Annotated in this window: 27 protein-coding genes; 21 read left to right on the top strand and 6 right to left on the bottom strand. The window is 70.8% G+C overall.

From position 1 onward, the window contains the following. Positions 1-79: 79 nt before the first annotated feature. The 21 genes from HYV93_13000 (at position 80) to HYV93_12900 (ending at position 18996) form a co-directional block, all read left to right on the top strand. Complete coding sequence (locus tag HYV93_13000) at positions 80-595, top strand: OsmC family protein (GenBank protein ID MBI2526888.1); 516 nt, start codon at positions 80-82, stop codon at positions 593-595. A 20-nt stretch (positions 596-615) separates the two neighbouring features. After that, on the top strand, positions 616-1419 hold the full coding sequence (locus HYV93_12995) for a class I SAM-dependent methyltransferase (protein ID MBI2526887.1): 804 nt from the start codon (positions 616-618) through the stop codon (positions 1417-1419). 53 nt (positions 1420-1472) lie between these two features. Next, positions 1473-1910, top strand: a complete 438-nt coding sequence (locus HYV93_12990) for a nitronate monooxygenase (protein ID MBI2526886.1) — start codon at positions 1473-1475, stop codon at positions 1908-1910. A 32-nt stretch (positions 1911-1942) separates the two neighbouring features. Next, complete coding sequence (locus HYV93_12985; protein MBI2526885.1) at positions 1943-2365, top strand: response regulator; 423 nt, start codon at positions 1943-1945, stop codon at positions 2363-2365. A gap of 77 nt (positions 2366-2442) precedes the next feature. After that, positions 2443-3498, top strand: a complete 1056-nt coding sequence (locus HYV93_12980) for a DUF72 domain-containing protein (GenBank protein ID MBI2526884.1) — start codon at positions 2443-2445, stop codon at positions 3496-3498. Positions 3499-3537: 39 nt separating this feature from the next. Beyond that, the gene (locus HYV93_12975; GenBank protein ID MBI2526883.1) at positions 3538-3924 is read left to right on the top strand and encodes a zinc ribbon domain-containing protein; all 387 of its coding nucleotides are present in this window, start codon (positions 3538-3540) and stop codon (positions 3922-3924) included. Between the two features lie 6 nt (positions 3925-3930). Continuing rightward, a complete protein-coding gene (locus HYV93_12970) occupies positions 3931-4917 on the top strand; it encodes a GNAT family N-acetyltransferase (GenBank protein MBI2526882.1) in 987 nt (328 codons plus the stop codon). Positions 4918-4988: 71 nt separating this feature from the next. Next, on the top strand, positions 4989-6176 hold the full coding sequence (locus HYV93_12965; GenBank protein ID MBI2526881.1) for a glycosyltransferase: 1188 nt from the start codon (positions 4989-4991) through the stop codon (positions 6174-6176). Between the two features lie 29 nt (positions 6177-6205). Beyond that, positions 6206-7198 carry an ABC transporter ATP-binding protein gene (locus HYV93_12960; protein ID MBI2526880.1) on the top strand — a complete coding sequence of 331 codons (993 nt, stop codon included), beginning with the start codon at positions 6206-6208 and terminating at the stop codon, positions 7196-7198. After that, on the top strand, positions 7195-8169 hold the full coding sequence (locus HYV93_12955; GenBank protein MBI2526879.1) for a dipeptide ABC transporter ATP-binding protein: 975 nt from the start codon (positions 7195-7197) through the stop codon (positions 8167-8169). Before HYV93_12960 ends, HYV93_12955 begins: the two co-directional genes overlap by 4 nt. Before the next feature lie 139 nt (positions 8170-8308). Next, positions 8309-9910 (top strand): ABC transporter substrate-binding protein, encoded by a 1602-nt coding sequence (locus HYV93_12950; GenBank protein ID MBI2526878.1) that lies wholly within the window; start codon positions 8309-8311, stop codon positions 9908-9910. 61 nt (positions 9911-9971) lie between these two features. Continuing rightward, positions 9972-10925 carry an ABC transporter permease gene (locus HYV93_12945; protein MBI2526877.1) on the top strand — a complete coding sequence of 318 codons (954 nt, stop codon included), beginning with the start codon at positions 9972-9974 and terminating at the stop codon, positions 10923-10925. 5 nt (positions 10926-10930) lie between these two features. Next, entirely contained in the window at positions 10931-11830 is a 900-nt protein-coding gene (locus HYV93_12940; protein MBI2526876.1) for an ABC transporter permease, read from the top strand. Between the two features lie 270 nt (positions 11831-12100). Then, positions 12101-12367: a ferredoxin family protein gene (locus tag HYV93_12935; protein ID MBI2526875.1), complete on the top strand. Its 267-nt coding sequence runs from the start codon at positions 12101-12103 to the stop codon at positions 12365-12367. A 218-nt stretch (positions 12368-12585) separates the two neighbouring features. Beyond that, the gene (locus tag HYV93_12930) at positions 12586-12879 is read left to right on the top strand and encodes a hypothetical protein (GenBank protein ID MBI2526874.1); all 294 of its coding nucleotides are present in this window, start codon (positions 12586-12588) and stop codon (positions 12877-12879) included. A 61-nt stretch (positions 12880-12940) separates the two neighbouring features. Beyond that, positions 12941-14038, top strand: coding sequence for a hypothetical protein (locus HYV93_12925; protein MBI2526873.1), 1098 nt, complete (start codon positions 12941-12943; stop codon positions 14036-14038). After that, positions 14035-14463: an OB-fold domain-containing protein gene (locus tag HYV93_12920; GenBank protein ID MBI2526872.1), complete on the top strand. Its 429-nt coding sequence runs from the start codon at positions 14035-14037 to the stop codon at positions 14461-14463. The genes HYV93_12925 and HYV93_12920 overlap by 4 nt, the downstream gene beginning before the upstream one ends. 76 nt (positions 14464-14539) lie before the next feature. Further along, complete coding sequence (locus HYV93_12915; protein ID MBI2526871.1) at positions 14540-15706, top strand: CoA transferase; 1167 nt, start codon at positions 14540-14542, stop codon at positions 15704-15706. 47 nt (positions 15707-15753) lie between these two features. Next, positions 15754-17343 carry a citramalate synthase gene (locus tag HYV93_12910; GenBank protein MBI2526870.1) on the top strand — a complete coding sequence of 530 codons (1590 nt, stop codon included), beginning with the start codon at positions 15754-15756 and terminating at the stop codon, positions 17341-17343. 28 nt (positions 17344-17371) lie between these two features. Beyond that, positions 17372-18307, top strand: a complete 936-nt coding sequence (locus tag HYV93_12905; protein ID MBI2526869.1) for a fumarate hydratase — start codon at positions 17372-17374, stop codon at positions 18305-18307. Continuing rightward, positions 18307-18996 carry a fumarate hydratase C-terminal domain-containing protein gene (locus tag HYV93_12900; protein ID MBI2526868.1) on the top strand — a complete coding sequence of 230 codons (690 nt, stop codon included), beginning with the start codon at positions 18307-18309 and terminating at the stop codon, positions 18994-18996. The genes HYV93_12905 and HYV93_12900 overlap by 1 nt, the downstream gene beginning before the upstream one ends. A gap of 46 nt (positions 18997-19042) precedes the next feature. Here the strand turns inward: HYV93_12900 and HYV93_12895 are convergent, their stop codons facing one another. The 6 genes from HYV93_12895 to ligA form a co-directional block, all read right to left on the bottom strand. Continuing rightward, a complete protein-coding gene (locus HYV93_12895; GenBank protein ID MBI2526867.1) occupies positions 19043-20344 on the bottom strand; it encodes an MFS transporter in 1302 nt (433 codons plus the stop codon). A gap of 10 nt (positions 20345-20354) precedes the next feature. Further along, on the bottom strand, positions 20355-20816 hold the full coding sequence (locus tag HYV93_12890) for a ClbS/DfsB family four-helix bundle protein (protein ID MBI2526866.1): 462 nt from the start codon (positions 20814-20816) through the stop codon (positions 20355-20357). 380 nt (positions 20817-21196) lie between these two features. After that, the gene (locus HYV93_12885; protein MBI2526865.1) at positions 21197-21637 is read right to left on the bottom strand and encodes a GNAT family N-acetyltransferase; all 441 of its coding nucleotides are present in this window, start codon (positions 21635-21637) and stop codon (positions 21197-21199) included. A gap of 264 nt (positions 21638-21901) precedes the next feature. Next, the gene (locus tag HYV93_12880) at positions 21902-22597 is read right to left on the bottom strand and encodes an RraA family protein (GenBank protein MBI2526864.1); all 696 of its coding nucleotides are present in this window, start codon (positions 22595-22597) and stop codon (positions 21902-21904) included. A 237-nt stretch (positions 22598-22834) separates the two neighbouring features. Continuing rightward, entirely contained in the window at positions 22835-23488 is a 654-nt protein-coding gene (locus HYV93_12875; GenBank protein ID MBI2526863.1) for a tetratricopeptide repeat protein, read from the bottom strand. After that, a complete protein-coding gene (ligA, locus tag HYV93_12870; protein ID MBI2526862.1) occupies positions 23485-25500 on the bottom strand; it encodes an NAD-dependent DNA ligase LigA in 2016 nt (671 codons plus the stop codon). The genes HYV93_12875 and ligA overlap by 4 nt, the downstream gene beginning before the upstream one ends. Between the last annotated feature and the right edge of the window lie 27 nt (positions 25501-25527).

The raw sequence follows: 25527 nt of genomic DNA, 5'->3' as shown, positions 1-25527 counted from the left end.
AGAGCTGTTGACGAGGCGGAATCGGCCTATGACCATCCGGCGGCTGGGCGTCACGGGTGAGTCGAGAGGGGAGTTCGTCATGAATGCGGAAGAGTTGCGGTCGGTCCAGACGCCTCTGAAAGAGCGTTACCGCGAGGCGCCGGACGCCGCGTTCATCACCCTGCGCGCACAGGGGCGTCTCGGTGAGGGCGTCAGCTGCAAGATCGAGACAGGCAAGGCGCTCGTCGTGGCGGGGTTGCATCCCGCCACGGGCGGGAGTGGCCAGAGCGCGTGCTCAGGCGACATGCTGCTCGAGGCTCTGGTGGCCTGCGCTGGCGTGACTCTCAATGCCGTCGCCACGGCACTCGGCATCGAGTTGCGAGACGCCTCACTCCTGGCAGAAGGTGATCTCGACTTCCGCGGAACTCTGGGCCTGTCAAAGGAGGTTCCCGTCGGCTTCCAGGACATACGGCTCCAGATCACGCTCGACACCGATGCCTCGGAGGAGCAGCTTGCCACTCTCCTGCGCCTGACGGAGAGGTATTGCGTTGTGTACCAAACGCTCGCGCATCCGCCGGCGCTGGCGGTTGTTCGAAAGTCCGCAACAGTCGAATGATACGTAGAAGGATGTGACCGATGGACCACACGCACGTATCCGACACGTGGGAGCGTGGGAACCCCTACGAGCAGTATGTCGGCCGGTGGAGCCGTCGGATCGCGCCGCTGTTTCTCTCGTGGTTGGCCATTCCAGCCGGGCGGAGATGGCTGGACGTGGGATGCGGTACGGGAGCGCTTTGCGCGGCGATTGTCGAGCACGGCTCGCCGTCGTCGGTCGCTGGCGTCGAGCCCTCGGAGGGATTTCTCAGGAGTGCGAGAGAGCATCTCGCGGGCCTGGCGGCGCTTCACCGAGGCAGTGCGACGGAGATCCAGCTGGGCGACGCGTCGGTCGATGTGGTGGTCTCGGGGCTGGTCTTGAACTTCGTCCCGGACCCGCGCGCCGCCCTGGCCGAGATGACGAGAGTAACGAGCAACGCGGGCACGATTGGGGCGTACGTCTGGGATTACGCCGGAAGGATGGAGCTCATGCGGTTCTTCTGGGACGCAGCGGTCGAGCTCGACCCGGACGCCGCGAGGATGGACGAAGGGGTCCGCTTTCCGCTGTGCCGCCCGGGGGCACTCGTGGACCTGTTCACCAGTACGGGGCTGCAGGGGGTCGAGGTGAGGGCCATCGACACCCCGACACCGTTCGCGCGGTTTGAGGACTACTGGCAACCATTTCTCGGCGGGCAGGGGCCGGCCCCCGCCTACGCCATGTCGCTCGAGGAGACCGCGAGAGTGCGCCTCCGGGACCATATACGAGCGCGCATCCCGGTGGCGGCGGACGGGTCGATCTCCTTGACGGCGCGGGCTTGGGCAATTCGTGCAACCGTCGCCAAGTAGGTGATGCGCACGGCCAGGCATCCTCCGCCACCACCCGGGGAGGGCACCCACCCATGATCCACACATCGGTCTGTGACTTGCTGCGGATCCGGCATCCGATCGTGCTGGGGGGCATGGCCGGCGGCACCTCCGTGCCCCTCGTGGCGGCTGTCAGCAACGCGGGTGGCCTGGGGACGCTGGGGATCGCCCGCACCCCGGCCGACCAGATCGGGAAGGACATCGACGCCACCCGGGAGGCGACCCGGGGCTCCTTCGGCGTCAACGTCCTGCTCTTCGTGGCGCGCGAGCACATCATTGACGCGGTCCTCAACGCACGTCCACCGATCTTCTCGGCTGCCTGGGCCCGGGCGGATCAGGACCTGCGGGCGCTCTTCGACCGCGCGCACGAGGGGGGCAGTCAGGTGATGTACATGGCCGGAAGTAGCGCCTTTTTTGGCTTGCCCCCGGGGGGGACTCGCGTTACCCTACCCCCAGCCCGTTGTGGGCCGTGAGCGACGAGACCCCTTGATGTTGGGAGGTGACCATGGCTGGGAAGATGGTGCCAGAGCGCGTCGAGGTCACGCCGGGCAGGCCGTGTCCCACTGTCCTGGTGGTCGACGACGAGCCGGCAATCGCATCTCTCCTGGCGGACCTCCTGGAGCTGGATGGCTACAGGGTCACCACGGCGCCGAACGGCCTGGCGGCGCTGGACCGGCTCCAGGCGGGTGGCTTCGACGCCATCGTGAGCGACGTGCGCATGCCCGAGCTGGACGGGCCGGGCCTCTACCGTGAGGTGGAGCGGCTGGACCCCTCCCTGGCCCAGCGCATGGTGTTCGTGACTGGCAACATGCTCACTGATGACACGGCCGACTTCTTCGCGGCCACCGGCGCCCCATGCCTCAGGAAGCCCTTCGCGCAGGGTGACGTCCAGCGGGTCCTGCGGCAGGTCCTGGCCGCCTCACGCTGACCGGCCGTCGCTGACCCCATCACGGGGGGAGGCGCGCTGACCCGGCGCCGGGGCGGCCGGCGCCGTGGACTTCCCACATGGACCTCGCCGACCCGATCCTCTGCTACGCCCCTCCGACGCCGGTCCGCACCGAGTGCCGCGTCGGCCTCTGCGCGTGGCAGGACCGGAGCATGATCGAGCGCGGAAGCTTCTACCCCCAGAAGACGATGACGGCCGAGGAGCGGCTGTGGTGGTACTCGCGCTTCTTCGACTCGGTGGAGGTCAACTCCACCTTCTACGCGCCGCTCTCGGCCCGCAACGCCGTGCTCTGGGCGGAGCGCACCCCGCCCGGCTTCCTCTTCGGCGTGAAGGCCTATGCTCTCCTGACGGGGCACCACCTGGACGCCGAGCGGCTGCCCGAGCCGCTCGGCGCCATGCTTCCCGCCACGGCCCGGCGCACGGCACGGGGGCAGATCGACAATCGCGCCTTTCCCCCCGAGGCTCGCCAGTGGGCCTTCGCCACCTTCAGGGAGGCGCTCCGGCCGCTCCAGGATGCGGGCAAGCTCGCCTACGTGCTCTTCCAGATGGCTCCCTGGGTGCGCTACGGGCCCGAGGCGCTTGCCTACCTCGAGGGGCTGCCGGAGCGATTGCCGGAGGCAACCATTGCGGTGGAGTTCCGGGACGCCTCCTGGCTGCCAGCCCACACCGGCGAGGTGCTCCCCCGGCTGGCGCGCGCCGGGCTCGCCTATGTCTCGGTGGACGCCCCCCGGACCAGGGCCGGCGTCGCCACGACGGTGGCGCTCACGGCGCCCGTGGCGGTGTTGCGCCTTCACGGCAGGAACGCGGCGGGCTTCCTCAGGCAGCTCGCCGGGCAATCGCCCTCGGTGGCCGAGAAGTACGGCTATCTCTACGGCGAGGCGGAGCTCCGGGAGATCGTCGCCCGTGGCCAGGGGCTCGCCGGGCATGCCAGGCGCGTCCACTTCCAGCTGAACAACAACCTGGAGGATGCCCCGGCGATCAACGGCATCCAGATCAAGGAGCTGCTCGGCCAGCCGGTGCCGGACCGCGAGGAGGTCCTGGCCGAGTGGAGGGAGCGCAGGCGGCAGCGCCAGCGATCGCGCCCCGCGGCGACCGGGCCGAGCGGGGAATGCTAGAATGACGGGCAGCCCCAGAACCGCGCGGAGGAGTGCCAGGTGCCGATCTACGAGTACGAATGCCACGGCTGTCGCCGCCGGGTGAGCCTGCTGGTACTCTCGCCATCCACGGCCGCCCCCCCCATCTGCCCCCGCTGCGGCAGCGCCCAGCTCTCCCGCCTCATGTCGCGCTTCGCCACCGTCAAGTCCGAGGATGCCCGGCTCGACTCCCTCGCCGATCCCGCGCAGTACGGCGATCTCGACGAGAACGACCCGCGCAGCGTGGCCCGCTTCATGAAGCGCATGGGTCAGGAGATGGGCGAGGACATGGGGGAGGACGTGGAGGCGGCCATGGAGGAGGCGATCGCCGAGGGCGACGAGGGCGGCGGGGCCGGGGGCCCGGACGGCGAGGCCCCGGAGGGCGGAGGCGATGATTCCGATCTCTAGCCGCGCATGAAGGTCGAGTCCCTCTCCGGCTTCGACGGGCTGGACGCCGCTGGCTGGAACGCCCTCGTCGCGGCCTCCTCCCTCCCGTCGGTCTTCCTCAGCTGGCAGTGGCAGACGGCCTGGGCCCACGCCTTCCTCGGGGACCGCGCGCTGCAGCTCTTCACCGTCTCCGAGGACAGCGGCGCCCTGGTGGGCCTGCTGCCGCTCTACGAAGAGGCTGCGGGCCCGCTCATGCGCCTCGTCGGTGGCGTGGATGTCTCCGACTACCTGGATCTGATCGCGCCGGCCGGGCGCGAGGAGGAGATCTGGGGGGCACTCCTGGAGCATCGGGCGCCGGCCGCGGGCGAGTGGGACCTGCACGGGATCCGGGCGGCCTCACCGACGCTCGCCTTGCTGCCCGTGCTGGCGCCGCCCCACGGGCTCGGGACCCGGATCGAGCGGGAGGAGCGCTGCCCGGTCCTGGCGCTGCCGCCGACCTGGGAGGCCTACCTCGCGCGGCTGTCGGGCAAGGACCGGCACGAGCTGCGCCGGAAGATGCGCCGGCTCGAGGCGGAGCTGCCCGGGACCGAGCTCCGCAGCGTGGCTGGCCCCGATGGATGGGATGACGCCATGACCGAGTTCCTGCGACTCCATCGCCTGTCGCGAGCCGGCAAGGCGCGCTTCATGGACGAGGCGATGGAGCGGTTCTTCCGCGACGCCCTCCGGGCGCTCGCCGAGGCGGGCTGGGCGCGGCTCTGGTTCCTCGACTCCGGCGGCGCCCCCATCGCCGCCTTCCTCTGCCTTGAGTACGGCGGGGCGGTCGGCCTCTACAACTCGGGCTTCGATCCGACCCGGGCCCGCCTGGCTCCGGGCATCGTGCTGCTCGGGCACGTGATCCGGGACGCCATCGAGCGTGGCATCGCCGTCTTCGACTTCCTGCGCGGCGAGGAGGCGTACAAGTACGCCTTCGGACCGGTGCCCGCCGATCTCTTCACCGTACGGGTGGCGCCGTGACGCTCCGGGTCGCCATCCTGTCCGTCCACACCTGCCCGCTGGCGGCCCTCGGCGGGAAGGAGACGGGGGGGATGAACGTCTACGTGCGCGCCACGGCCCGGGAGCTGGGGCGCATGGGCGTCCACGTCGACGTGTTCACCCGGTCGCAGAACCCGGGCATCTCCCGGGTTGTGGACCTGGGGGCGGGGGCCCGCGTGATCCATCTCCCTGCCGGGCCCCAGGCGCCCATGGCGCGCGAGGAGGTGCACCGCCACCTGCCCGAGTTCGTCGCCGGCGTCGAGGCGTACCGCCGGGCCGAGGGGCTCGAGTACGATCTGATCCACGCCCACTACTGGCTCTCCGGGGTGGCCGGGCTCGCGCTCCGGCAGTCATGGGGCGTGCCGGTGGTCCAGATGTTCCACACGCTGGGCCGGCTCAAGAACTCCGTGGCGCGCACGGCGGCCGAGGTGGAGCCGGAGATCCGGCTCGTGGAGGAGGAGCGGATCGTCCGCCTGGCGGACCGGATCGTTGCCGCCAACGTCGTGGAGCGGGCGCATCTGGCCTGGTACTACGGCGCCTCCACCGACCGCATCGCCGTCATCCCCTGTGGCGTGGACACCGAGCTGTTCCGGCCCCTTCCTCGCGACGAGGCCAAGGCGCTCCTGGCGCTGCCGCCGGACCCGCTCCTGCTCTACGTCGGCCGGCTCCAGCCCATCAAGGGACTCGAGACGCTGCTCGAGGCCATGACGGTGCTCGACGGGGCCGCCCGGCTCCTCATCGTGGGGGGAGATCAGGACGAGCCGGAGAACGGGCATGCCGAGTACCTCAGGGAGCGCGTCAGCGGGCTCGGCTTGAGGGAGCGGGTGAGCTTCCTTGGGGCGCAGCCCCAGGAGCGGCTGCGCCTCTTCTATGCCGCCGCGGACGCCACCGTCATGCCTTCCTACTACGAGTCCTTCGGCATGGTGGCGCTCGAGGCCATGGCCTGCGGCAGCCCCGTGATCGCCTCCCGGGTGGGGGGGCTCACGACCACGGTCCGCGACGGTGCGACCGGTTTCCTCGTGCCGGAGGGCGATCCGGCCGCGCTGGCCGAGCGTGCCGCGCTGCTCCTCGAGGACCCGCGTCGTCGCGAGCAGTTCGGGCGCGAGGCCCAGCGCTGGGCCGCCGAGCACCGCTGGCCCTGCGTCGCCGAGGCCGTCTGCCGGCTCTACTCCGCGCTCCGCCCTGGCGCCTCGTCCCATCTCGCCCGCGCCCGCTGCCGCTCCGGTCGCACCGGTTGGTGACCGTCACTTCCGTGCTAGACTCCCGCCCCATGGATGTCCTCCTCGAGGTGCGGGACCTCCAGACGCAGTTCTCCACCGGGGGCGGCGTGGTGCGCGCCGTGGACGGCGTCTCCTGGGACGTCCGGGCGGGGGAGACCGTGGCGCTCGTGGGGGAGTCCGGCTGCGGCAAGTCCGTCAGCGCGCTGTCGGTGATGCGGCTTGTGGCGGCCCCGGCCGGGCGCATCGTGGGCGGCGCGATCCTCTTCAAGGGGCGGGACCTGCTCGCGCTGTCCGACGAGGAGATGCGCCGGATCCGCGGGCGCGAGATCAGCATGGTCTTCCAGGAGCCCATGACCTCGCTCAACCCGGTGCTCACCGTCGGCCGCCAGGTCACCGAGACCATGGAGATCCACCTGGGGATGACGCCGGCCCAGGCCCGCGGCCGGGCGGCGGAGATCCTCACCCTGGTGGGAATCTCCGACCCCGAGCGCCGGCTCGGCCAGTACCCGCATCAGTTCAGCGGGGGGATGCGCCAGCGGATCATGGTCGCCATGGCGCTGGCCTGCAACCCGTCGCTCATCCTGGCCGACGAGCCGACGACGGCGCTCGACGTGACCATCCAGGCCCAGATCCTGGAGCTGCTGAAGGACCTCTCGCGCAAGCTCGGCGTGGCGATGCTCATGATCACCCACAACCTCGGCGTCGTGGCCCGCTACGCGGACCGCGTCAACGTGATGTACGCCAGCCGCATCGTGGAGCGCGGCACGGCCCGGGAGATCTACGCCCACCCCCGCCACCCCTACACCCTCGGCCTGCTCCGGTCGGTGCCGCGGCTCGACGAGCCCAGGAAGGCCAAGCTCGCGCCCATCCCGGGCCAGCCCCCGGACCTCACGCGGCTGCCGCCCGGCTGCGCCTTCGCCCCGCGCTGCGCCTTCGCCATCGACCGCTGCCGGGCCGAGCGCCCCGAGCTCGAGAGGGTGGGGCCCGAGCACGTCTCGGCCTGCTGGGTGGCGGGGCAGCTGGGAAAAAACGGGCACGGATGAGCGACGTCATTCTCGAGGTCCGCAACCTGGTGAAGCACTTTCCCGTGGGCGGCGGCTTCTTCGGGGGCAAGCCCGCCCTGGTCAAGGCCGTGGACGGTGTGAGCTTCTCGATCCGCCGGGGCGAGACCCTGGGGCTCGTGGGCGAGTCGGGCTGCGGGAAGACCACCACGGGCCGCTGCATCCTCCAGCTCGAGACGCCCACCAGCGGCCAGGTCATCTTCGAGGGGCGGGACCTGACCGGGCTCAACCACCAGGAGCTCAGGAAGGTCCGGCGCCGGATGCAGGTCATCTTCCAGGACCCGTACAGCTCGCTCAACCCGCGGATGACCGTGGGGCAGATCATCGCCGAGCCCCTGGCTGTCCACGGGATCGTTCCCGAGCGCTCGGCGCGGAAGGCGCGGGTGACGCAGCTCCTGTCGCATGCCGGGCTCCTGCCGGCCATGGCCGACCGCTACCCCCACGAGCTGTCGGGCGGGCAGCGGCAGCGGGTCGGCGTCGCCCGGGCGCTGGCCATGGAGCCGAGCCTCATCGTCTGCGACGAGCCGGTGTCGGCCCTGGATGTCTCGATCCAGGCCCAGATCATCAACCTGCTGGAGGAGCTGCAGGCCGAGTTCGGGCTCACGTACCTCTTCGTGGCCCACGACCTCTCGGTGGTGCGGCACATCTCCGATCGCGTGGCCGTCATGTACCTGGGCAAGATCGCGGAGATCACCGATCGGAAGTCGCTCTACGAGAACCCCCAGCACCCCTACACGAAGGCGCTCCTCTCGGCCGTCCCGATCCCGGACCCAGCGGTGGAGGCGGGCCGGGAGCGGGTGGTCCTCGGGGGCGAGGTGCCGAGCCCCCTTCACCCGCCCTCGGGCTGCGTCTTCCACCCCCGCTGCCCCATTGCCGTGCAGGAGTGCCGGCGGCTCGTTCCCGAGCTCCGGGAGGTGCGCCCGGATCATCGGGCGGCATGCATCAGGGTCTAGGGTCCGAGAGTGACGCCCTCCCCCTTGACAGACCGCCGGCGCAGTGGCTAAGGTACGGCCACCGCTCGGAACCCGCGGGCTCTCTTCACGGTTTGAGTCGCAGGGGCTCGGTTCCCAACAATCCTAGGGGGAGGTGCCCATGAGCACGATCGCGAGGTCGTTGGTGCTGCTGCTCGCCACGGCGGTCGCCTTCGCAGGCCTGGCGGGCCCGGCAGCGGCCCAGAACAAGCCCCGTTACGGCGGGGAGCTCGTCTTCGCCGTCCCCTCCCAGCCCCCCAGCTACGACGGACACCAGGAGGAGACCTTCGGGCTCATCCACCCCGTCGCTCCCCACTACAACACCCTCCTGCGAGTGGATCCGTTCGACAAGACCGGTACCAAGCCGGCTGGCGACCTGGCCGAGTCCTGGGTGATCGCCAAGGACGGGATGATGTACACCTTCAAGCTCCGCAAGGGGGTCAAGTTCCACGACGGGAGCGAGATGACCTCCCGGGACGTCAAGGCGAGCTTCGACAAGATCATCTTCCCGCCCCAGGGGATGAAGTCCTCGCGGAAGGCCTCCTACCAGGCCGTGGAGGTGGTGGAGGCCCCGGATCCCCACACGATCCGGTTCCGGCTGAAGTGGCCCGAGTCGTCCTTCCTCCTCAACCTCTCGTCGCCGTGGAACTTCATCTATAAGGCGGACATCCTCGCCAAGGACATGCGCTGGTACGAGAAGAACGTCATGGGCACGGGGCCGTTCAGGTTCGTCGAGCACGTCAAGGGCTCCCACTGGGTGGGCAAGAAGAACCCGGATTACTGGGACAAGGGGAAGCCCTATCTGGATGGCTACCGCGCCCTCTTCATCAGCTCGTCCTCCGCCCAGGTGGCGGCCGTCCGCGGCGAGCGCGCCCACATCCAGTTCCGCGGCTTCACCCCCGCCGACCGCGACAGCCTGGTCCAGGCGCTCGGCCCCAAGATCACCGTCCAGGAGAGCCCCTGGGACTGCGTGCTGATGGTCGCCTTGCACCACGAGAAGAAGCCGTTCGACGACAAACGCTTCCGCCGCGCCCTGACCCTGGCGCTGGACCGCTACGAGGCCTCCAAGAACCTCTCCAAGATCGCCATCGTGCGCGACGTGGCCGGCATCCAGGTGCCGGGAACGCCGTGGGCCACTCCGCCCGAGGAGCTGGCGAAGCTTGCCGGCTACAGCCGGGACGTCAACGCCAGCCGCGCCGAGGCCCGTCGGCTCCTCAAGGAGATGGGCATTCCCGAGGGCTTCGCCTTCACCTTCAAGAACCGCGGGATCCCGCAGCCCTACGAGCCCATCGGGATCTGGCTCATCGACCAGTGGCGGCAGATCGGGCTCACCGTCAAGCAGGAGATCGTCGAGGCCTCGGCCTACCACCCCATGCTCAAGCGGGGTGACTTCGAGGCGGCCATGGACTTCGCCTGCGGCTTCATCGTCGAGCCGGACCTCGACCTGCACCGCTTCGCCACCGGTTCGGACGCGAACTACGGCAAGCACAAGGACACCGTCATCGACGATCTCTTCCGGAAACAGGCCCGCGCGATCGATCCCGATGAGCGGCGGAAGACCCTCCGGGCGCTCGAGAAGCGCCTGATCGACGAGGAGGTCCACGTGCTGTACACGCTCCAGTGGCACCGCATCATCCCTCACAGCTCCAAGGTCAAGGGCTGGACGATCACGCCGAGCCACTACCTGAACAACCAGCTCGACACGGTCTGGCTCAGCGAGTAGACGACGGTGCGGGGCCCCAGGACCGGCGCCATCCGGCCCGGGGCCCCGGACACGGGGCGGCATGCGGACGTACCTCCTCAAGCGCTTTCTCCTGATGTTCCCGACCCTGTTCGGGGCGGCGGCCCTCATCTTCCTCCTGATCCGCGTCATCCCCGGCGACGTCGCGGAGCTGCGCCTGGCCGGCGACAGCAGCTCGGTCTCCGAGGAGATGCTGGCGCAGGAGCGGGCCCGGTTCGGCCTCGACCGGCCGGTGTGGGAGCAGTTCGCCACCTGGCTGTGGGGGGCGGTCCGGCTGGATTTCGGCCAGTCCATGTGGACGGGGGCGCCGATCTACGAGGAGGTCAAGCTCCGGTTCGCCCTGTCCATGCAGGTCGCGATCATGGCCACGGCGGTGGCGGTGGTGCTCGCCATCCCCCTCGGCGTCGTGGCCGCCCTCAAGCAGGACACCTGGGTGGACTATGTCGTGCGGGTGTTCTCCATCGCAGGCCTGGCGACGCCGTCGTTCTGGCTCGGCATCGTGTTCATCCTGGGCCTGCTCATCGTCTTCAAGTGGCTCCCGCCGATGGTCTACACGCCCTTCTGGGTGAACCCCTGGCAGAACATGCTCCAGCTCGTCTGGCCCGCGCTGGCCGTGGGCTATCGCTACTCCGCCGTTGCCACGCGCATGACCCGCTCGGCCATGCTCGAGGTGCTGCGCGAGGACTACATCCGGACGGCGCGGTCCAAGGGGCTCGTGGAGAAGCTCGTGCTCTCGCGCCACGCCCTCAAGAACGCCATGCTGCCGGTCATGACCGTCGTGGGCATCGAGTTCGCGTTCCTGCTCGGGGGGCTCGTCGTCACCGAGCAGGTGTTCAACCTCAACGGGCTCGGCCTGCTGTTCGTCCAGGCGGTGGCCCACCGCGACTACACGCTGATCCAGGCCCTGGTCCTGATCGTCGCGGGCTTCTTCATCCTGGTGAACTTCGCCATGGACATCCTCTACGCGTGGCTGGACCCCCGTATCCGGTTCCGGTAGACCACATGGCCATCAACGCGCCCGCGGATGTGGGGATCGAGGTCGAGGGGGCGCCGGCGCGCTCCCGGCTCGCCGTGGTCCGCGACTTCGCGCGGCGGCGGCCGCTGGGGGCCATCGGCGCGGTCGTCGTGGTGATCATGATCGCGGTGGGACTGCTGGCGGAGGCGCTGGCGCCGTACGACCCCGTGGCGGTGGATTTCGGCGGCATGCTGGCCCCGCCGACGGTCCACCACTGGCTCGGCACCGACTCCTTCGGGCGGGACGTGCTCTCGCGGCTGATCTACGGCTCGCGCACCGCGCTGCTCGTGGGCTTCGGCTCGGCCTTCCTGGGGGCCGCCGTCGGCGCCGTGTTCGGCGTGGGGAGCGCTTACTTCGGCGGGCGGGTGGATCTCTACCTGCAGCGCGTGATGGACGTGTTCCTCGCCTTCCCGCTCATCATCCTGGCGCTGGCGATCGTGGCCATTCTCGGCAACGCGCTCCACAACCTGATCATGGCCATCACGCTGCCCATGATCCCGCGCTGCGCGCTCGTCATCCGCTCCTCGGCCCTGGCCATCCGCGAGATGCCCTACGTGGACGCGGCGAGGGCGGCCGGGTTCGGGCATGGGCGGATCATCCTGCGCCACATGCTCCCGAACGTGATGGCCCCCTTCCTGATCATGCTGACGGCGTTCCTGGGGCAGGCCATCCTGCTGGAGGCCTCGCTCTCCTTCCTGGGCCTCGGCGTCCAGGAGCCGACCGCGGCGTGGGGGCTGATGCTGCGGGGCGCCGCGGTCGAGTTCGCGGAGACCGCGCCCTGGATGGCCGTCTTCCCCGGGCTCGCCATCAGCCTGGCGGTGTTCGCCTTCAACCTCTTCGGCGACTCGCTCCGGGACGCGCTGGACCCCAAGCTTCGCTCCCTCTAGCAGGCCGCTGACACAGGGCCACCTGCGGCGCTGGCACGCTCAGCCGCACGCTCACCCCATGGGGAGTACGCTGGGCGTGCGGCCGCCGGGCGCGCTTTGCATCCGGACTTCCTCGAGCGGCGTGCTGGAGTGTTCAGCAGCGGGCGAGGGGGGCGGTCAAACGGCTTGACACCCGGGAGGCGGCTTGGTACACATACCAGGGTTGTCGCGGTCAAGACTGCGATAAGCCGTGAGTATTCCGCCGGCGGCGCCGGTCAACAGGAGGCCTGAATGGCTTACGTCATCGCTGAACCCTGCATCAACGTCAAGGACAAGGCCTGCGTCGAGGTCTGCCCGGTGGACTGCATCTACGAAGGTCCCGAGATGCTCTACATCCACCCGGATGAGTGCATCGATTGCGGCGCCTGCGAGCCGGTGTGTCCGGTGAAGGCGATCTTCGCCGAGGACGAGGTGCCGGCCAACTGGAAGCAGTTCATCGAGATCAACAAGAAGTTCTTCGCCGACAATCCGGGCGTCAAGCCCGCGACCAAGGCGTAGTCTCACCCGACGCCCTCGCATCGAACGGGGACCCCACGGCGCGGGTCCCCGTTCTCTTGCCTCCGCTCCGGGATCGCACGGCCCACTGCCCAGTCCGGAGGGCACCCGCGCGGTTTCACTGCACAGCGGGCCGTGCAGCCCCGGGCGCCCGGGGCTCCCATCTGGTTGAATTGGCGGCACGCCCGGCCGTGGCACACGGCTTGCCCTGGATCGGAGTCATGGGCGCCGCCGCAGCGCGACCCGCTCCGCTTCCCACGCCGGCCCCTGGCCTTCCGAAGCCGCCGCCGGGGTTCCACGGCGCCGTCACCGAGTTCAAGCGGCGGCTCATCGAGGCGACGCTCACCCAGCTCGGTGGCAACCGGACCCAGGCGGCACGGGCGCTGGGGCTCCAGCGGACCTATCTCCTGCGCCTCATGCGCGAGTTCGGCGTGAGCGTGCCGCGCCAGGGCGCCGCCGTCGCGGTGGCCTCCCGGGACAACGGCGCCCCTCGCGAGCGAGCGCAAGGACATTGACACCCGAGGGAGGGCAGTTTGAAATGGACGGGTGAGCGGCGTCTGGATCACCGGCGCAGGCATGACACGCTTCGGGAAGCGGGCGGAAAGCCTTCCAGACCTCATGGCGGAGGCCGCCCGCGTGGCGCTCGACAGCGCCGGTGTGGAGCGTCCCGACGCCATCGTCGTGGCGGCGATGAACCCCGAGGAGTTCACGGGCGAGGGCAACTACGGCTCGCTGATCAACACGCACCTGGGTCTCGCCCAGGTACCCGCTCTTCGCGTCGAGACGGCCACCTCCTCGGGGCTGGCCGCCTTCTACTGCGGCTACGCGGCCATCGCCGCCGGCCTGCATCGCACCGTCCTCGTCCTCGGCGGCGAGAAGATGAGCCATCTCCCCACCCCACGTGTCTCCGAGATCATCGGCCGCTCCATCGACCCTCACGAGCGGCGCTACGGCACCACGATGCCGGCGCTGGCGGGGCTCATCACGCGCGCCGTGATGCACCGGACCGGCCTCGGGCTCCGCGAGATCTCCCAGGTTGCGGTGAAGAACCACGCCCACGCGCAGCGGAACCCCTTCGCCCACTTCCAGGAGCCGGTGACGCTCGAGGCGGTGATGGAGAGCCGGATCGTGGCCGACCCCCTGCGTCTCTTCCACTGCTGTCCGATCTCCGACGGCGCCGCGGCCGTGGTCCTGAGCGCGGAGGGCGGCGCCGTGCGTGTGGCGGGGATCGGGCAGGGGACCGAGGCCATCGCCGTCCGCTACCGCTCGGATCTCTGCTCCTTCCGCGCCACACAGGCCGCCGCGCGGGCGGCCTACCGCATGGCGGGTTTCGGCCCCGAGCGCGTGGAGGTGGCGGAGATCCACGACGCCTTCTCACCCTTCGAGCTGATCTCGCTGGAGGATACGGGGCTCGTCCCCGCCGGCAAGGCCGGGCGCGCGACGCTCGACGGTGAGACCGGGCTCGAGGGCCGGCTGCCGGTGAACCCATCGGGAGGGCTCAAGGCGCGCGGCCATCCGCTGGCGGCCACGGGCATCGCCCAGGTCGTCGAGCTGACCTGGCAGCTCTCCGGGCAGGCCGAGAAGCGGCAGGTGAAGGCGCGCGTGGGACTCGCGCAGTCCATCGGCGGGATCGCCACCAACAACTGGGTCGTCCTGCTGGAGGCCCGCTCGTGATCCACGAGACTATCGTCGCCGCCTCGCGCTGCCCCCGATGCCGGCGCCTCGTGGTGCCGCCCGCGCCGACGTGCCCCGATCACGGGGTGCGGATGGTGCCGGACAGCGTGGCGGGCGTCGGCGAGGTCGTCTCGTTCACCACGCTCCACTCGCCGCCGGAGGGGTTCCGCTCGCCGCTGCACATCGCCCTGGTGGAGCTCGAGGGCGGGGCGCGGCTCTTCTGCCACGGTGAGGAGACCCGGGGGGTCCGGATCGGCTCCACCGTGTCGGTGGAGGAGGTAAACGCCGTCTTCTACTTCTCGCACCTGGGTTTCGCCGATCGGGCGCGCCTCTTCTGGCGGCGGGCGGGCGCCCGCGGCGAGAAGGTGGCCGCCATCACCAAGAGCGTCGTCAAGGGCATCTGGAAAGGGAGGTCCCGTGGCTAGAGCGAAGGCCCGATCGAAGCCCGCCTCATCTCGCCCCCTGCGGCGCGCCCCCGCGGCCCGCCCGCCGCTGGCTGGGATGCGCGTCGTGGATCTCAGCCGCGTGCTGGCGGGCCCCTTCTGCGCCATGGCGCTGGCCGACATGGGGGCGGAGGTCATCAAGGTCGAGGAGCCTGGCAAGGGTGACGACACCCGAGGCTGGCCGCCCTTCGCCGGCGGCGAAGCGACGTACTTCATGGCCGTCAACCGCGGCAAGAAGAGCCTCACCCTCAACCTCAAGGCGCCCGAGGGGCAGGACATCCTGCGCCGGCTCATCCGGCGCGCCGATGTGCTCCTCGAGAACTTCCGCCCGGGGACCATGGAGCGGCTGGGCTTCGGCTGGGATCGGCTGTCCCGGGACAATCCGCGGCTGGTCTACTGCTCCATCTCCGGCTTCGGCGAGAGCGGGCCCGAGGCCTCCCGCCCCGGCTACGACCTCATCGTTCAGGGCGAGTCCGGGCTCATGGACCTCACCGGCTTTCCGGACGGGCCGCCGGTCAAGGTGGGCAATTCCATCGCCGACCTGGTCTCCGGCATGGCCGCGGCCCAGGGGATCACCCTGGCGCTGCTCGCCCGGGAGCGCTGGGGGCGCGCCCAGAAGGTCGAGATCGGGATGCTCGACGTGATGGCCTCGCTGCTGACCTATCAGGCCGGGCTCTACTGGAACGGGGGCGGCCGGCCGACTCGCCGGGGCAACCAGCATCCCTCCATCGTCCCCTACGAGGTCTTCCGCGCCGAGGACGCCTATCTCACGCTGGGGGTGGCGAACAACTCGCTGTGGGAGCGGCTCTGCGGCGCCCTCGAGCGGCCGGATCTGGTGCGGGACCCGCGCTTCGACACCGAGGCCAGGCGCGTGCAGAACCGCGAGGCGCTGATTCCCCTGCTCAACGCCGAGCTCGGCACGAGGACTGCCGCCGAGTGGCTCCAGAGGCTGGACCGGGCGGGCGTGCCGGCTGGCAGGATCAAGAGCGTGGCGGAGGTGTGCGAGAGCCCGCACCTCAAGGCTCGCGGCATGGCGGTGACGCTCGCCCATCCCAAGGCTGGCCCGGTCACGGTGATGGGCGTGCCGATCCGGCTCCACGGGACGCCCGGATCCACCTCCACCCCGCCGCCGCTGCTGGGCCAGCACACGGAGGAGATCCTCACGAAGGTGCTGCGGCTGCCAAGGGCCAGGATCGAGCAGCTGCGGGCGGGGGGCGCCATCTAGCCGGAAATCTTGACACTCCCGGCAGGGTGGCCGATGATGAGTTCTCCATGCAACGGCTCATCAAGGTCTACGACACCACCCTCCGAGACGGCACCCAGGGAGAGGGTGTCGCCTTCTCCATGGAGGACAAGGTCCGCATCGCTCAGCGGCTGGACGCCCTCGGAATCCACTACATAGAGGGCGGCTGGCCGGGGTCGAACCCGAAGGACCTGCGCTTCTTCCGGCGCGTCCAGGACGCCGCCTTCAAGACCTCCAAGATCACCGCCTTCGGGAGCACGCGCCGGCCCGGCGTCAAGCCGCAGGAGGACCCGAACCTGCAGGCCATGGTGGAGGCCGGCCCGCCCGTCGTCACGATCTTCGGCAAGGCCTGGGACTTCCACGTCACCTCCGCCCTGGGCACCACGCTCCCGGAGAATCTCGCCATGATCGGCGACTCGGTGGCCTACCTCCTGAAGCACTTCGAGGAGGTCATCTTCGACGCCGAGCACTTCTTCGACGGCTTCAAGCGGAACCGCGAGTACGCGCTCGAGACGCTCCGCGCGGCGGAGGCCGCGGGAGCCCACTGCCTCGTCCTCTGCGACACCAACGGCGGCAGCCTCCCCCACGAGGTGGCGGAGATCATCCGCGAGGTCAAGACGGTCGTGAAGTCCGCCACGCCGCTGGGCATCCACGTCCACAACGACACCGACTGCGCCGTGGCGAGCACGCTGGCCGCCGTGGCCGAGGGCGTCAACCACGTCCAGGGCACCATCAACGGCTACGGGGAGCGCTGCGGGAACGCGAACCTGGTCTCCATCATCCCGAACCTCATGCTCAAGCTGGGGCTTCGCTGTCTCCCCGAGGACCACCTGCGGGACCTGCGGGCCGTCTCGCGCTTCGTCTCGGAGCTGGCCAACCGCAAGCCCTGGCCGGCGCAGCCCTATGTGGGGGACTCCGCGTTCGCCCACAAGGCCGGCATCCACGTCTCGGCGGTGCTGAAGTACCCGGAGACCTACGAGCATGTGACGCCCGAGCTGGTGGGCAATCACCGGCGGGTGCTCGTCTCCGGGCTGGCCGGCCAGTCCAACATCCTCTGGAAGGCGAAGGAGTACGGCATCGATCTCGGGAAGAACACACCAGAGGCGCGGCGCATCCTCGACATGCTGAAGCGGCTGGAGGACGAGGGGTTCCAGTTCGAGGGCGCGGAGGCTTCCTTCGAGCTCCTCATGGAGCGGGCGCTCGGCAACCATCGCTCCTACTTCGACCTCGACGGCTTCCGCGTGATCGTGGAGGAGGACAATGGCGACGCCGAGCCCGTGGCCGAGGCCACCGTGCGGCTTCGGGTCAAGGGCATCGAGGAGCACACCGCGGCCTCGGGCAATGGGCCGGTCAACGCCCTCGACCACGCCCTCCGCAAGGCGCTCGAGGAGTTCTATCCCACCCTGCGCGAGATGTCGCTGCTCGACTACAAGGTGCGCATCCTGGACGAGACCAAGGGCACGGCCGCCAAGACGCGCGTGCTCATCACCTCGGGCGACGGCGACGAGACCTGGGGCACGGTGGGCGTGGCCGACAACATCATCGAGGCCTCGTGGCGGGCGCTGGTGGACTCGATCGAGTACAAGCTGCGCCGGGACGAGAAGCAGGGCCGCCGATAGCCGGCTCCGCCGGCCTGCGTGAGGGCGCATGGGCCCGATTCCCGCGAAGGTGATCGAGGAGACGGCGCGCGAGCTGACGGCCCGCGCCGCCATCGACATCCCCCCCGACTACCGCGAGGGCATCCTCCGGGCCCGGGAGCGCGAGACGGGTCGGCTCTCCCGCTTCGTCCTCACCGAGATGCTCGCCAACTGGGACGCCGCCACCGCCGACCGCCGGCCCATGTGCGCCGACACCGGGCTGCCGCGCTACTACGTCAAGCTCGGCAACGAGGCGGCCGTCGAGGGCGGCCTCGCGGCCCTCGAGCGGGCGCTCAGGCAGGCGACGGCGGAGGCCACGGCGGCCATCCCGCTCCGGCCCAACCGCGTGCACCCGCTCACCCGGGAGGACCCGAACACCAACGTCGGGATCCACGCTCCCGAGATCACCTACAGCGTCGAGCCCGCGGCCGCCTGGATCGACGTGACCACCGTCCACAAGGGCGGCCTCTTCGGCTCCGACTGGCGCATGCTCTTCCCCGGCGACGGCATCCCCGGCATCAAGCGCTTCTTCGTGGACACCCTCGTCGAGGGCGGCAAGCGCGGGCTCGCCTGCCAGCCCGCCATCGTCGGCGTCGGCATCGGCGGGGCCAAGGACACCTGCATGCGCCTCGGGAAGGAGGCGGCGTGCCTCCGCCTCGTCGGCAGCCGGAACCCGGATCCCGGCGCCGCCGCGCTCGAGGCGGAACTGACGGCGCTGGGCAATCAGATCGGCATCGGCGCCATGGGCTTCGCGGGCACCGCCATGGTGGTGGCGACGCACGTGGAGCTGGCCCATACCCACACCGGCGGCATGCCCGTGGGCATCCACCAGTTCTGTCTCTCGTCCCGTCGCGCCACGGCCCGCATCCATCTGGACGGGCGCGTCGAGTTCCGCGCCGACCCGGCGTGGTTCACCGACTATTACCGGCGACCGGGGATCGAGTGATGGCCATCGAGCGGCTCGACGACGTCCGCATGGATGAGATCCACCTCACGACGCCCGTGCCGGAACGGGGTCTCAGGGCGCTCACCCTCGGGGATGTGGTCTATCTGAGCGGCGCGCTCTACACCGCGCGCGAGGGCGTCTACCGCCAGGTGGTGGACAAGGGACTGCCACTGCCGCCGGGCCTCGCCGATCTGTCCAACGTGAGCTTCCACTGCTCGCCGGCCGCCAGCGTGCGCCCCGACGGCTCCTATGCCGTGGAAGCGGTCACGGCGACGGCGAGCTTCCGCTTCGGCCGGTCCATGGCGGCCTGGCTCGAGCGCTCCGGGGCCAAGGTCATCGTCGGCAAGGCCGGGCTCACCGAGCGGGCGTATCGCGAGTGGTTCGTCCCCCAGGGCGCCGTGTACCTCACCACCGTGGGCTACGGCCTCGGCGCCACCTACGGGCGCTCCATCAGGCGGGTGCTCGGCGTCCACTGGCTCGAGGAGCTGGGCATCGCCCAGGCGCTCTGGGTGCTCGAGGTGGACCGGATGGGCCCGTTCCTTGTGGAGGGGGACGCCGAGGGCCGGAGCCTCTTCGCGCTGGCCAATCGCGAGATCAACGCGCGTCTGGCCGAGGTCTACAAGAGCCTCCCCCCGCCGGCCCTGGGTCGCTTCGGGGAGGTCATCGTCCGCACCGACGACGTCGTCTGAGCCGCCTGCGGAGTTCTCCCGCATCCTGACAGGCAGGCTCTCCCGCTCAGGGGGCCCGCCAGATGTTGCGGCAGCGCGTCTCCGTCACGAGACAGGCGCAGACGAGCGCGGCCGCCGAGACGGCCAGGCAGAGTGCGAACGCCCCGCGGTAGGCACCCGGCGAGTAGATGCGCGTTCCCGCGGCCAGCGCGCCCTCCCAGCCGGCGTCGAGGAGGGCGCCTGTCAGCCACTGCATGAGGGCGAAGCCGAGGAACACCGGCAGGTTGTGAAACCCCAGCGCCACGCCCAGGTAGCGGGGATCGTTGACCTCCCGCACGCAGGAGAAGACCACGACCACCGCCCCGGAGCCGAATCCCAGGAGGAAGCAGAGGGGGCCGATCCAGCCGAGCGGCACGGGCTGCCCGGGCAGGACCAGCGCCGCCCACACGCCGACGTAGAGCGCCGTTGCCGCGACGAGCGGGGGGCGGCGGCGAACGAGCCAGCGGTCGGAGGCCCAGCCCACCAGCGGCGAGGAGACGAGCAGCCCCACGGCCGCGAGGGCGATCAGGTTGGAGGCCTGGACGCGGGGCACGCCGTACACCTGGGTGAGGTAGGGGACGCCCCAGAGTCCCACGAAGGCCACGAAGGCGCCGTAGACGCCGGTGGAGGTGAGCACGGGCGGCCATGAGCGCCGGTTTCCCGCCACCGCGGGGATTCCGGAGAGCACCGCCCGGAGACTGGGCGCGGGACCGGGGCGCACGGGGTTGATGGGCGCCAGGCCGAGCGCGCTCGGCTGGTCGCGTACGAGGAGGAAGCAGGCCCCCGCCAGGAGGGCGGTGAACCCGCCAATCGACACGAAGGCCGAGCGCCAGCCGAGCCCCTCGACCAGGAGCGCCAGCGGCGTCGTCCCCACCAGGGCGCCCAGAGAGCCCACCGTCTGGCTCCAGCCGGAGACGGTCGCGAACTCGTCGGTTCGGAACCACTCCGCGGCGAGGCGGAGCGAGGCGATCAGAATCACCGAGGCGCCGAGCCCCACCAGCAGGCGGCCCGCCAGGGCCGTGCCAAAGGCCGGAGCCAGGCCGAAGACCACGGCGCCGACGCTCATGGTGAGGGCGCCGAGCGTGAGGGTGCGGCGGGGTCCGAGCGTGTCGGCGAGGCTCCCGCCGGGGAGCGCCATCGCGGCGAAGCAGTACGGGTAGATGGCCGAGAGGGATCCGAGCGCCGCGGCCGGGACGGCGAAGGCGCCCATGAGGTCGGCCGCCACCACCGCGGGCGCGATCCGGTGGAAGTAGGAGAAGAAGTAGAGGAGCGCCGGCACCGCGATGATCCACCACCGGGCGCGGCGCGTCCGCGCAAGGTCCGTGGTCACGGGCGCGGGATCAGATGCCCCGCAAGCGGCGCCAGCCGAGGATGTCGTCGCGGTGAGCCTGGTAGTGATGGCGGCTGTTCAGGTCCACGATCTTGTACGCGGTCCTGCCCGGCAGTAGGCGGTCCTCGGGCACGCCGCGCGCCGCCCGGAGGAAGTCGGCGTGGGAGGCGTCCAGTTCGGCGAGGAGGGCTTCCGTCGCCCAGGAGCTCTTCCCGGCGGTGAACCTCGCGTTCCACGCGTCCACGTCGTCGTACGAGACGCCCTCGGGGATCGGCTTCTCGCCGCGACCGAGCCGCAGGAGCGCCGGGCACAGCTCGCGGTGCCAGCCCGAGATGTGCGCCACGATCTCCCGGACGCCCCACGTCCCGCACCAGATTTCCCGCATCTGGGCCTCGGTGAGCCCTGCCAGCGCGCGCTTGAAGGCGGCGAACTCCTCCTCGGCCTCGGCGATCAGCTTCGGTTTCTCGGGCATGTGGTGGTCCTTTCAATAGGGGCGGGCACCCGGGCTGGCGCCCGCCCGCCCCCGCCGGATGGGCGCGCTGCGCCCCTTCCCTCGCGCGATGCGAGTCGCCGTCACGCCAAGCGGGCACCCGGGCTGGCGCCCGCCCGCCCCCGCCGGATGGGCGCGCTGCGTCCGTTCCCTCACGCGATGCGAGTTGCCGTCACGCCAGGCGGGCACCCGGGCTGGCGCCCGCCCGCCCCCGCCGGATGGGCGCGTTGCGTCCGTTCCTCACGCGATGCGAGTTGCCGTCACGCCAGGCGGGCACCCGGGCTGGCGCCCGCCCGCCCCCGCCGGATGGTCGCGCTGCGTCCGTTCCTCACGCGATGCGAGTAACGCGGTCCGCATCGCCGTCAGCCCGCGGCGCCGCGGGGGGCGATGCGCCGGTAGAAGAGCAGCTCCCGCGTTCCCTGGGGCAGGTTGTCGATGTAGCCGCTCGGCGCAAAGCCCAGTGCCGTGTGCATGCGGATGGCGGGCGCGTTCGTCTCCTCCGTGGAGGAGAAGAGCCGCGGGCTCAGGGACACGGCCTCCACGGTCTTGAAGAACTCCCTCGCGATGCCCCTGCGCCTGAAGTCCTCCCGGACCACCACCAGCGAGACCAGGGTGCACTGGAACCAGTCCGTGCGGTAGGCGAGGCATCCGACCACCTCCCCGTCCGCCTCGGCCACGACGAGCTGATGCCGCTCCAGGTGTGACTTGATGAACGGCCCCGCGCGCTCCTGGCCGATCACGAGGGCGGCCAGGTCGGTGCAGGGGCCGGCGTCGGACAGGGACGGGAGGCGGATCTCGATCATGATGGGCGCCAGGCGGCCGCACCCGCTTCGGGCCGGCGCCGGCGCCGCCATTGTACGGCAGCTGGCCCGGGCTGCTCAACGCGGATGGACGGGCTGGCGGCGGCGCACGGCGGCAGGGCGGCTCGTCGGCGCGGCGGTGCTCCTCGGTCCAGCCGCCATGGGTCTCTTCCGCCACCGGCGGGCAAGCCTCTTTCCGCCGCCCTTGCCGCGCCAGTGACTGTCGCGGAGAGCGGGCCCCGGCGTTCACGAGTTCGGCGAGAGGGATCAGTAGGTCCCCGGACGGATCTCCCGGTACACGGCCTTGAGCTTCTCGGCGGTGAAGTCGGGGGCCCGACAGGCCGAGATGATCCGGCGCTCCATGGCCTCGACCCTGGCCACGGCCTCGGGGATGCCGGGGACGATCTCCTCGGGGAGCGTGAGCACCCCGTGCTGGTCGCCGTGGATGAGGTCGCCGGGCTTGACCCAGACGCCGCCCACCTTGACCGGGATGGCGAAGTCCACCATGTGGACGTTGGCGTGGGAGACCGAGACGTGCGCCGCGCAGAACTGGAAGCCCAGCGCTCGCACCTCGTCGAGGTCGCGCACCGAGCCGTCCGTCACCACCCCCACGCAGCCCAGGGCCCGGTGGATGTTGGCCTGCACCTCCCCCCACTGGGCCCCCTGGCCCCGCGGGTCGTCGAGGTCGTGGACGACGATGACCCGCGGCGCGGGGAGACTCAGGACGAAGTCCCACCAGGCGAAGAGGCTCGCACGGTGGCCCTCGAGGGGGCCGCGCTCGGCGCGGATCAGGCAGGTGGCGGCGTGGCCCACCACGGGGCCGAGCTCGGGAAAGAGGGCGCGGATGTCGGACGAGAGATTGCCCTGCTCGCGGGGCCGCACGTTGAAGGTCTCGATGGCGTTCGCGACACTGGGGCTCGTGATCTTTCTGAGGGCGTCGATCTGCTGGGCGCTGAGGGGCACGGGGATTCCTCCTATGGGCGGGTGAGGGGCTTTTCCATCACGCAGCTGCGGCGGACCCGCGGGCCGGGGCAGGGGGCCCTCCCCGCGGAACACGCTGAGTCGCCACCCGCGGCAACGTCTCGGACCGAACCGCGCGAGTGAGGTCTGCGGCTCCGGCATCGCGCAGAAGCCACGGTTCCGCGGGGAAGGCCCCCGGCCCCGGCGCGCGCGTTGGCTTCGGATCTCCGGGATAGAGCACTAGATGGTGCCGCGACGCTTCCGGATGAGGAGCTCGCGGAGCTGCTCCACTGCGGCCTGCACCTGCTCCAGGTTGGGGTTCACGCGGAGGGCTCGCTGGAAGTGCTCCAGCGCCCGCTCGGGCACGCCGAGCTGGAGGTAGATCTGCCCGTAGCCAGCCAGCGCCCCGAAGTGGCTGGGGTTGCGCTTCAGCACCTCGTCGCAGTCCCGGAGCGACTTCTCGTACTCGCCGATGAGGTAGTAGACCGTCGCCCGCTTGTTCCAGCCCTCGGCGAAGTCCGGCTTCCTCTCGATGATCCGCGTGAAGGTCTCGATGGCGGCGCCGTTGGCGCGCTGGGTCATCTGCTCGACCCCGAGGGCGAAGAGCGCGTCCACCTCCGGATCGCCCGAGCGGCTCCAGACCTGCCAGAGGGCGTTCTCCGCCAGCCCCCGGACGATCCCGTCGCGGTCGCGGAGTGCCTGGACCAGGGCGGGGACGTCGGCCATGAGGCCCGCTTCACCGAGCCAGCCAGCGGCCTGCCGGCGCGACTCCGCGGCACCCCGAGCGAGCTGCTCGAGCGCCTGCTCGCGCGTGAGCGGCGGAGCGGGCTCCGCGGCCATCGCTGCAGCCGAGACCAGCAGCACGGTGGCGAAGGCGACAGTCCCGGCCCTCACGACGCGCGTCCCACCAGCCGGAGGAACTCCTCCTCGCCGAGGATCTCGACCTTGAGGCGGCGCGCGTCGTCGGCCTTCCCACCCGGGTCCTCGCCCACCACGACGTAGTCGGTCTTCTTCGACACGGAGCCGCTGACGCGCCCGCCGAGCCGGGTCACGAGGTCCCTGGCCTGGTCACGCGTCAGGCTCCTGAGGCTGCCGGTGAGGACGAGGGTCTTGCCGGCCAGGGGACGGGGTCCCTCGTGGGCGCCCTCCTCGGCCATGACGACGCCGGCGTCGCGGAGCCGCTGGACGGTCCTACGGTTCCGTTCCTCCGCGAAGAAGGCGGTGACGGCCTTTGCGATCTGCGGGCCGATGCCGTAGATCTCGCCGATCTCCGCCTCGCCGGCCCGCTCCAGGCGCTCGATGCTGCCGAAGCGCGAGGCCAGGAGCTGGGCCGCGCGCTCGCCGATCATCCTGATGCCGAGGCCGTTGAGCAGGCGGGCCAGCCCCCGCCTCTTCGAGGCCTGGATGGCGTCGCGGAGGTTCCGCGCCGATTTGTCCGCCATGCGGTCGAGGGCGGCGAGCTCCGCCACGGTGAGGCGGTAGAGATCCGCGAACTCGCGCACGAGCCCGCGGTCCACGAGCTGGGCGACCACCCCCTCGCCCAGATGCTCGATGTCCATGGCCCGTCGCGAGCCCCAGTGGAAGAGGCGCTCCTTGAGCTGGGCGGGGCAAGCGGCGCTCGTGCAGCGCCAGATGGCCTCGCCCTCGGGACGGATGGCGGCCCCTCCGCAGGCCGGGCAGCGGTGAGGCATGCGGAAGGGGCGCGCCTCCGGGGGGCGCTTGCTCGCGATCACCTGGACCAGGTACGGGATGACGTCTCCCGCCCGCTCGATGAGGACCGTGTCCCCGACGCGCACGTCTTTCCTCCTGACCTCGTCCTCGTTGTGGAGGCTCACGTTGCTCACGGTGACGCCCGCCAGCTCCACCGGTTCGAGCCGGGCGGTCGGGGTGAGCGCACCGCTCTTGCCCACGTTGACGGTGATCTCCAGCACGCGCGTCGTGGCCTGGCGCGCAGCGAACTTGTAGGCGATGGCCCAGCGCGGGTGATGCGCGGTGGCGCCGAGCCGGCGCTGCTGCTCGAGATCGTTGACCTTCACCACCACGCCGTCGGCGTCGTAGTCGAGGTTGTCGCGCCCCGCCTCGACCTCCCGGCAGTAGGCGAGCACCGTGTCCATATCCCGGCAGCGCTTCGAGCGCGGGTTGACGGGGAAGCCGCTCTCCCGGAGCGCCTCCAGCGTCTCCCAGTGGGAGCCGAAGCGGGCGGGGCTGCAGGCACTCACGTGGTAAAGGAAGATGTCCAGCGGACGGGTCGCCGCGATCGCCGGATCCTTCTGGCGCACGGCGCCCGCCGCAGCATTGCGCGGGTTGGCGAAGACGGGCTCGCCTGCCTCCTCCAGCGCCGCGTTGAGCCGCGTGAAGGCCTCGCGAGGCATGAAGACCTCGCCCCGGACCTCGAGCGTCCGTACCGCGCGCAGCGGACCGTGGAGGCGCTCGGGGATGGCCTTGACAGTCCTGAGGGTGTGGGTCACGTCCTCGCCCACCCGGCCGTCTCCCCGCGTGGCGCCCCGGGTGAAGCGGCCGTGCTCGTAGAGGAGAGCCACGCCGAGGCCGTCGATCTTGGGCTCGCAGACGTACTCGAAGGCCGCGCCCGGGAGGCTGCGCTGGAGCCGCACCTCGAACTCGAGCAGCTCCTCGGCGCTCATGCCGTTGTCCAGCGACAGCATGGCGGCCAGGTGCTCCACGGCGGCGAAGGCCTCGGTGGCACGCCCGCTCACGCGCTGGGTGGGGCTGTCGGCCGCGCGGAGCTCAGGGTGCGCCGCCTCCAGCTCCACCAGCTCGCGCTTCAGGCGGTCGTACTCGGCATCCGAGATCTCGGGGCGGGCCTCAGCGTAGTACAGTTCGTCGTGGCGGCGGATCTCCCGCCGGAGCACATCGATCCGGGCGGCAGCGTCGGCCTGGCTCGGCATGAGTGGCAATGAGGATATCACGCGCCG

Source organism: Candidatus Rokuibacteriota bacterium (assembly GCA_016188005.1).
Taxonomy (GTDB): domain Bacteria; phylum Methylomirabilota; class Methylomirabilia; order Rokubacteriales; family CSP1-6; genus UBA12499.
This window is presented reverse-complemented; position numbering and strand designations above follow the sequence as displayed.

Bases quoted from the DNA above. Each gene is read 5' to 3' on its own strand.
- HYV93_12910 (MBI2526870.1), top strand. From the start codon at position 15,754: ATGCAACGGCTCATCAAGGTCTACGACACCACCCTCCGAGACGGCACC.
- HYV93_12965 (MBI2526881.1), top strand. From the start codon at position 4,989: ATGAACGTCTACGTGCGCGCCACGGCCCGGGAGCTGGGGCGCATGGGC.
- HYV93_12935 (MBI2526875.1), top strand. From the start codon at position 12,101: ATGGCTTACGTCATCGCTGAACCCTGCATCAACGTCAAGGACAAGGCC.
- HYV93_12985 (MBI2526885.1), top strand. From the start codon at position 1,943: ATGGCTGGGAAGATGGTGCCAGAGCGCGTCGAGGTCACGCCGGGCAGG.
- HYV93_12885 (MBI2526865.1), bottom strand. From the start codon at position 21,637: ATGATCGAGATCCGCCTCCCGTCCCTGTCCGACGCCGGCCCCTGCACC.
- HYV93_12995 (MBI2526887.1), top strand. From the start codon at position 616: ATGGACCACACGCACGTATCCGACACGTGGGAGCGTGGGAACCCCTAC.
- HYV93_12970 (MBI2526882.1), top strand. From the start codon at position 3,931: ATGAAGGTCGAGTCCCTCTCCGGCTTCGACGGGCTGGACGCCGCTGGC.
- HYV93_12915 (MBI2526871.1), top strand. From the start codon at position 14,540: ATGCGCGTCGTGGATCTCAGCCGCGTGCTGGCGGGCCCCTTCTGCGCC.
- HYV93_12990 (MBI2526886.1), top strand. From the start codon at position 1,473: ATGATCCACACATCGGTCTGTGACTTGCTGCGGATCCGGCATCCGATC.
- HYV93_12900 (MBI2526868.1), top strand. From the start codon at position 18,307: ATGGCCATCGAGCGGCTCGACGACGTCCGCATGGATGAGATCCACCTC.
- HYV93_12950 (MBI2526878.1), top strand. From the start codon at position 8,309: ATGAGCACGATCGCGAGGTCGTTGGTGCTGCTGCTCGCCACGGCGGTC.
- HYV93_12905 (MBI2526869.1), top strand. From the start codon at position 17,372: ATGGGCCCGATTCCCGCGAAGGTGATCGAGGAGACGGCGCGCGAGCTG.
- HYV93_12955 (MBI2526879.1), top strand. From the start codon at position 7,195: ATGAGCGACGTCATTCTCGAGGTCCGCAACCTGGTGAAGCACTTTCCC.
- HYV93_12980 (MBI2526884.1), top strand. From the start codon at position 2,443: ATGGACCTCGCCGACCCGATCCTCTGCTACGCCCCTCCGACGCCGGTC.
- HYV93_12960 (MBI2526880.1), top strand. From the start codon at position 6,206: ATGGATGTCCTCCTCGAGGTGCGGGACCTCCAGACGCAGTTCTCCACC.
- HYV93_13000 (MBI2526888.1), top strand. From the start codon at position 80: ATGAATGCGGAAGAGTTGCGGTCGGTCCAGACGCCTCTGAAAGAGCGT.
- HYV93_12925 (MBI2526873.1), top strand. From the start codon at position 12,941: ATGACACGCTTCGGGAAGCGGGCGGAAAGCCTTCCAGACCTCATGGCG.
- HYV93_12930 (MBI2526874.1), top strand. From the start codon at position 12,586: ATGGGCGCCGCCGCAGCGCGACCCGCTCCGCTTCCCACGCCGGCCCCT.
- ligA (MBI2526862.1), bottom strand. From the start codon at position 25,500: ATGCCGAGCCAGGCCGACGCTGCCGCCCGGATCGATGTGCTCCGGCGG.
- HYV93_12945 (MBI2526877.1), top strand. From the start codon at position 9,972: ATGCGGACGTACCTCCTCAAGCGCTTTCTCCTGATGTTCCCGACCCTG.
- HYV93_12940 (MBI2526876.1), top strand. From the start codon at position 10,931: ATGGCCATCAACGCGCCCGCGGATGTGGGGATCGAGGTCGAGGGGGCG.
- HYV93_12890 (MBI2526866.1), bottom strand. From the start codon at position 20,816: ATGCCCGAGAAACCGAAGCTGATCGCCGAGGCCGAGGAGGAGTTCGCC.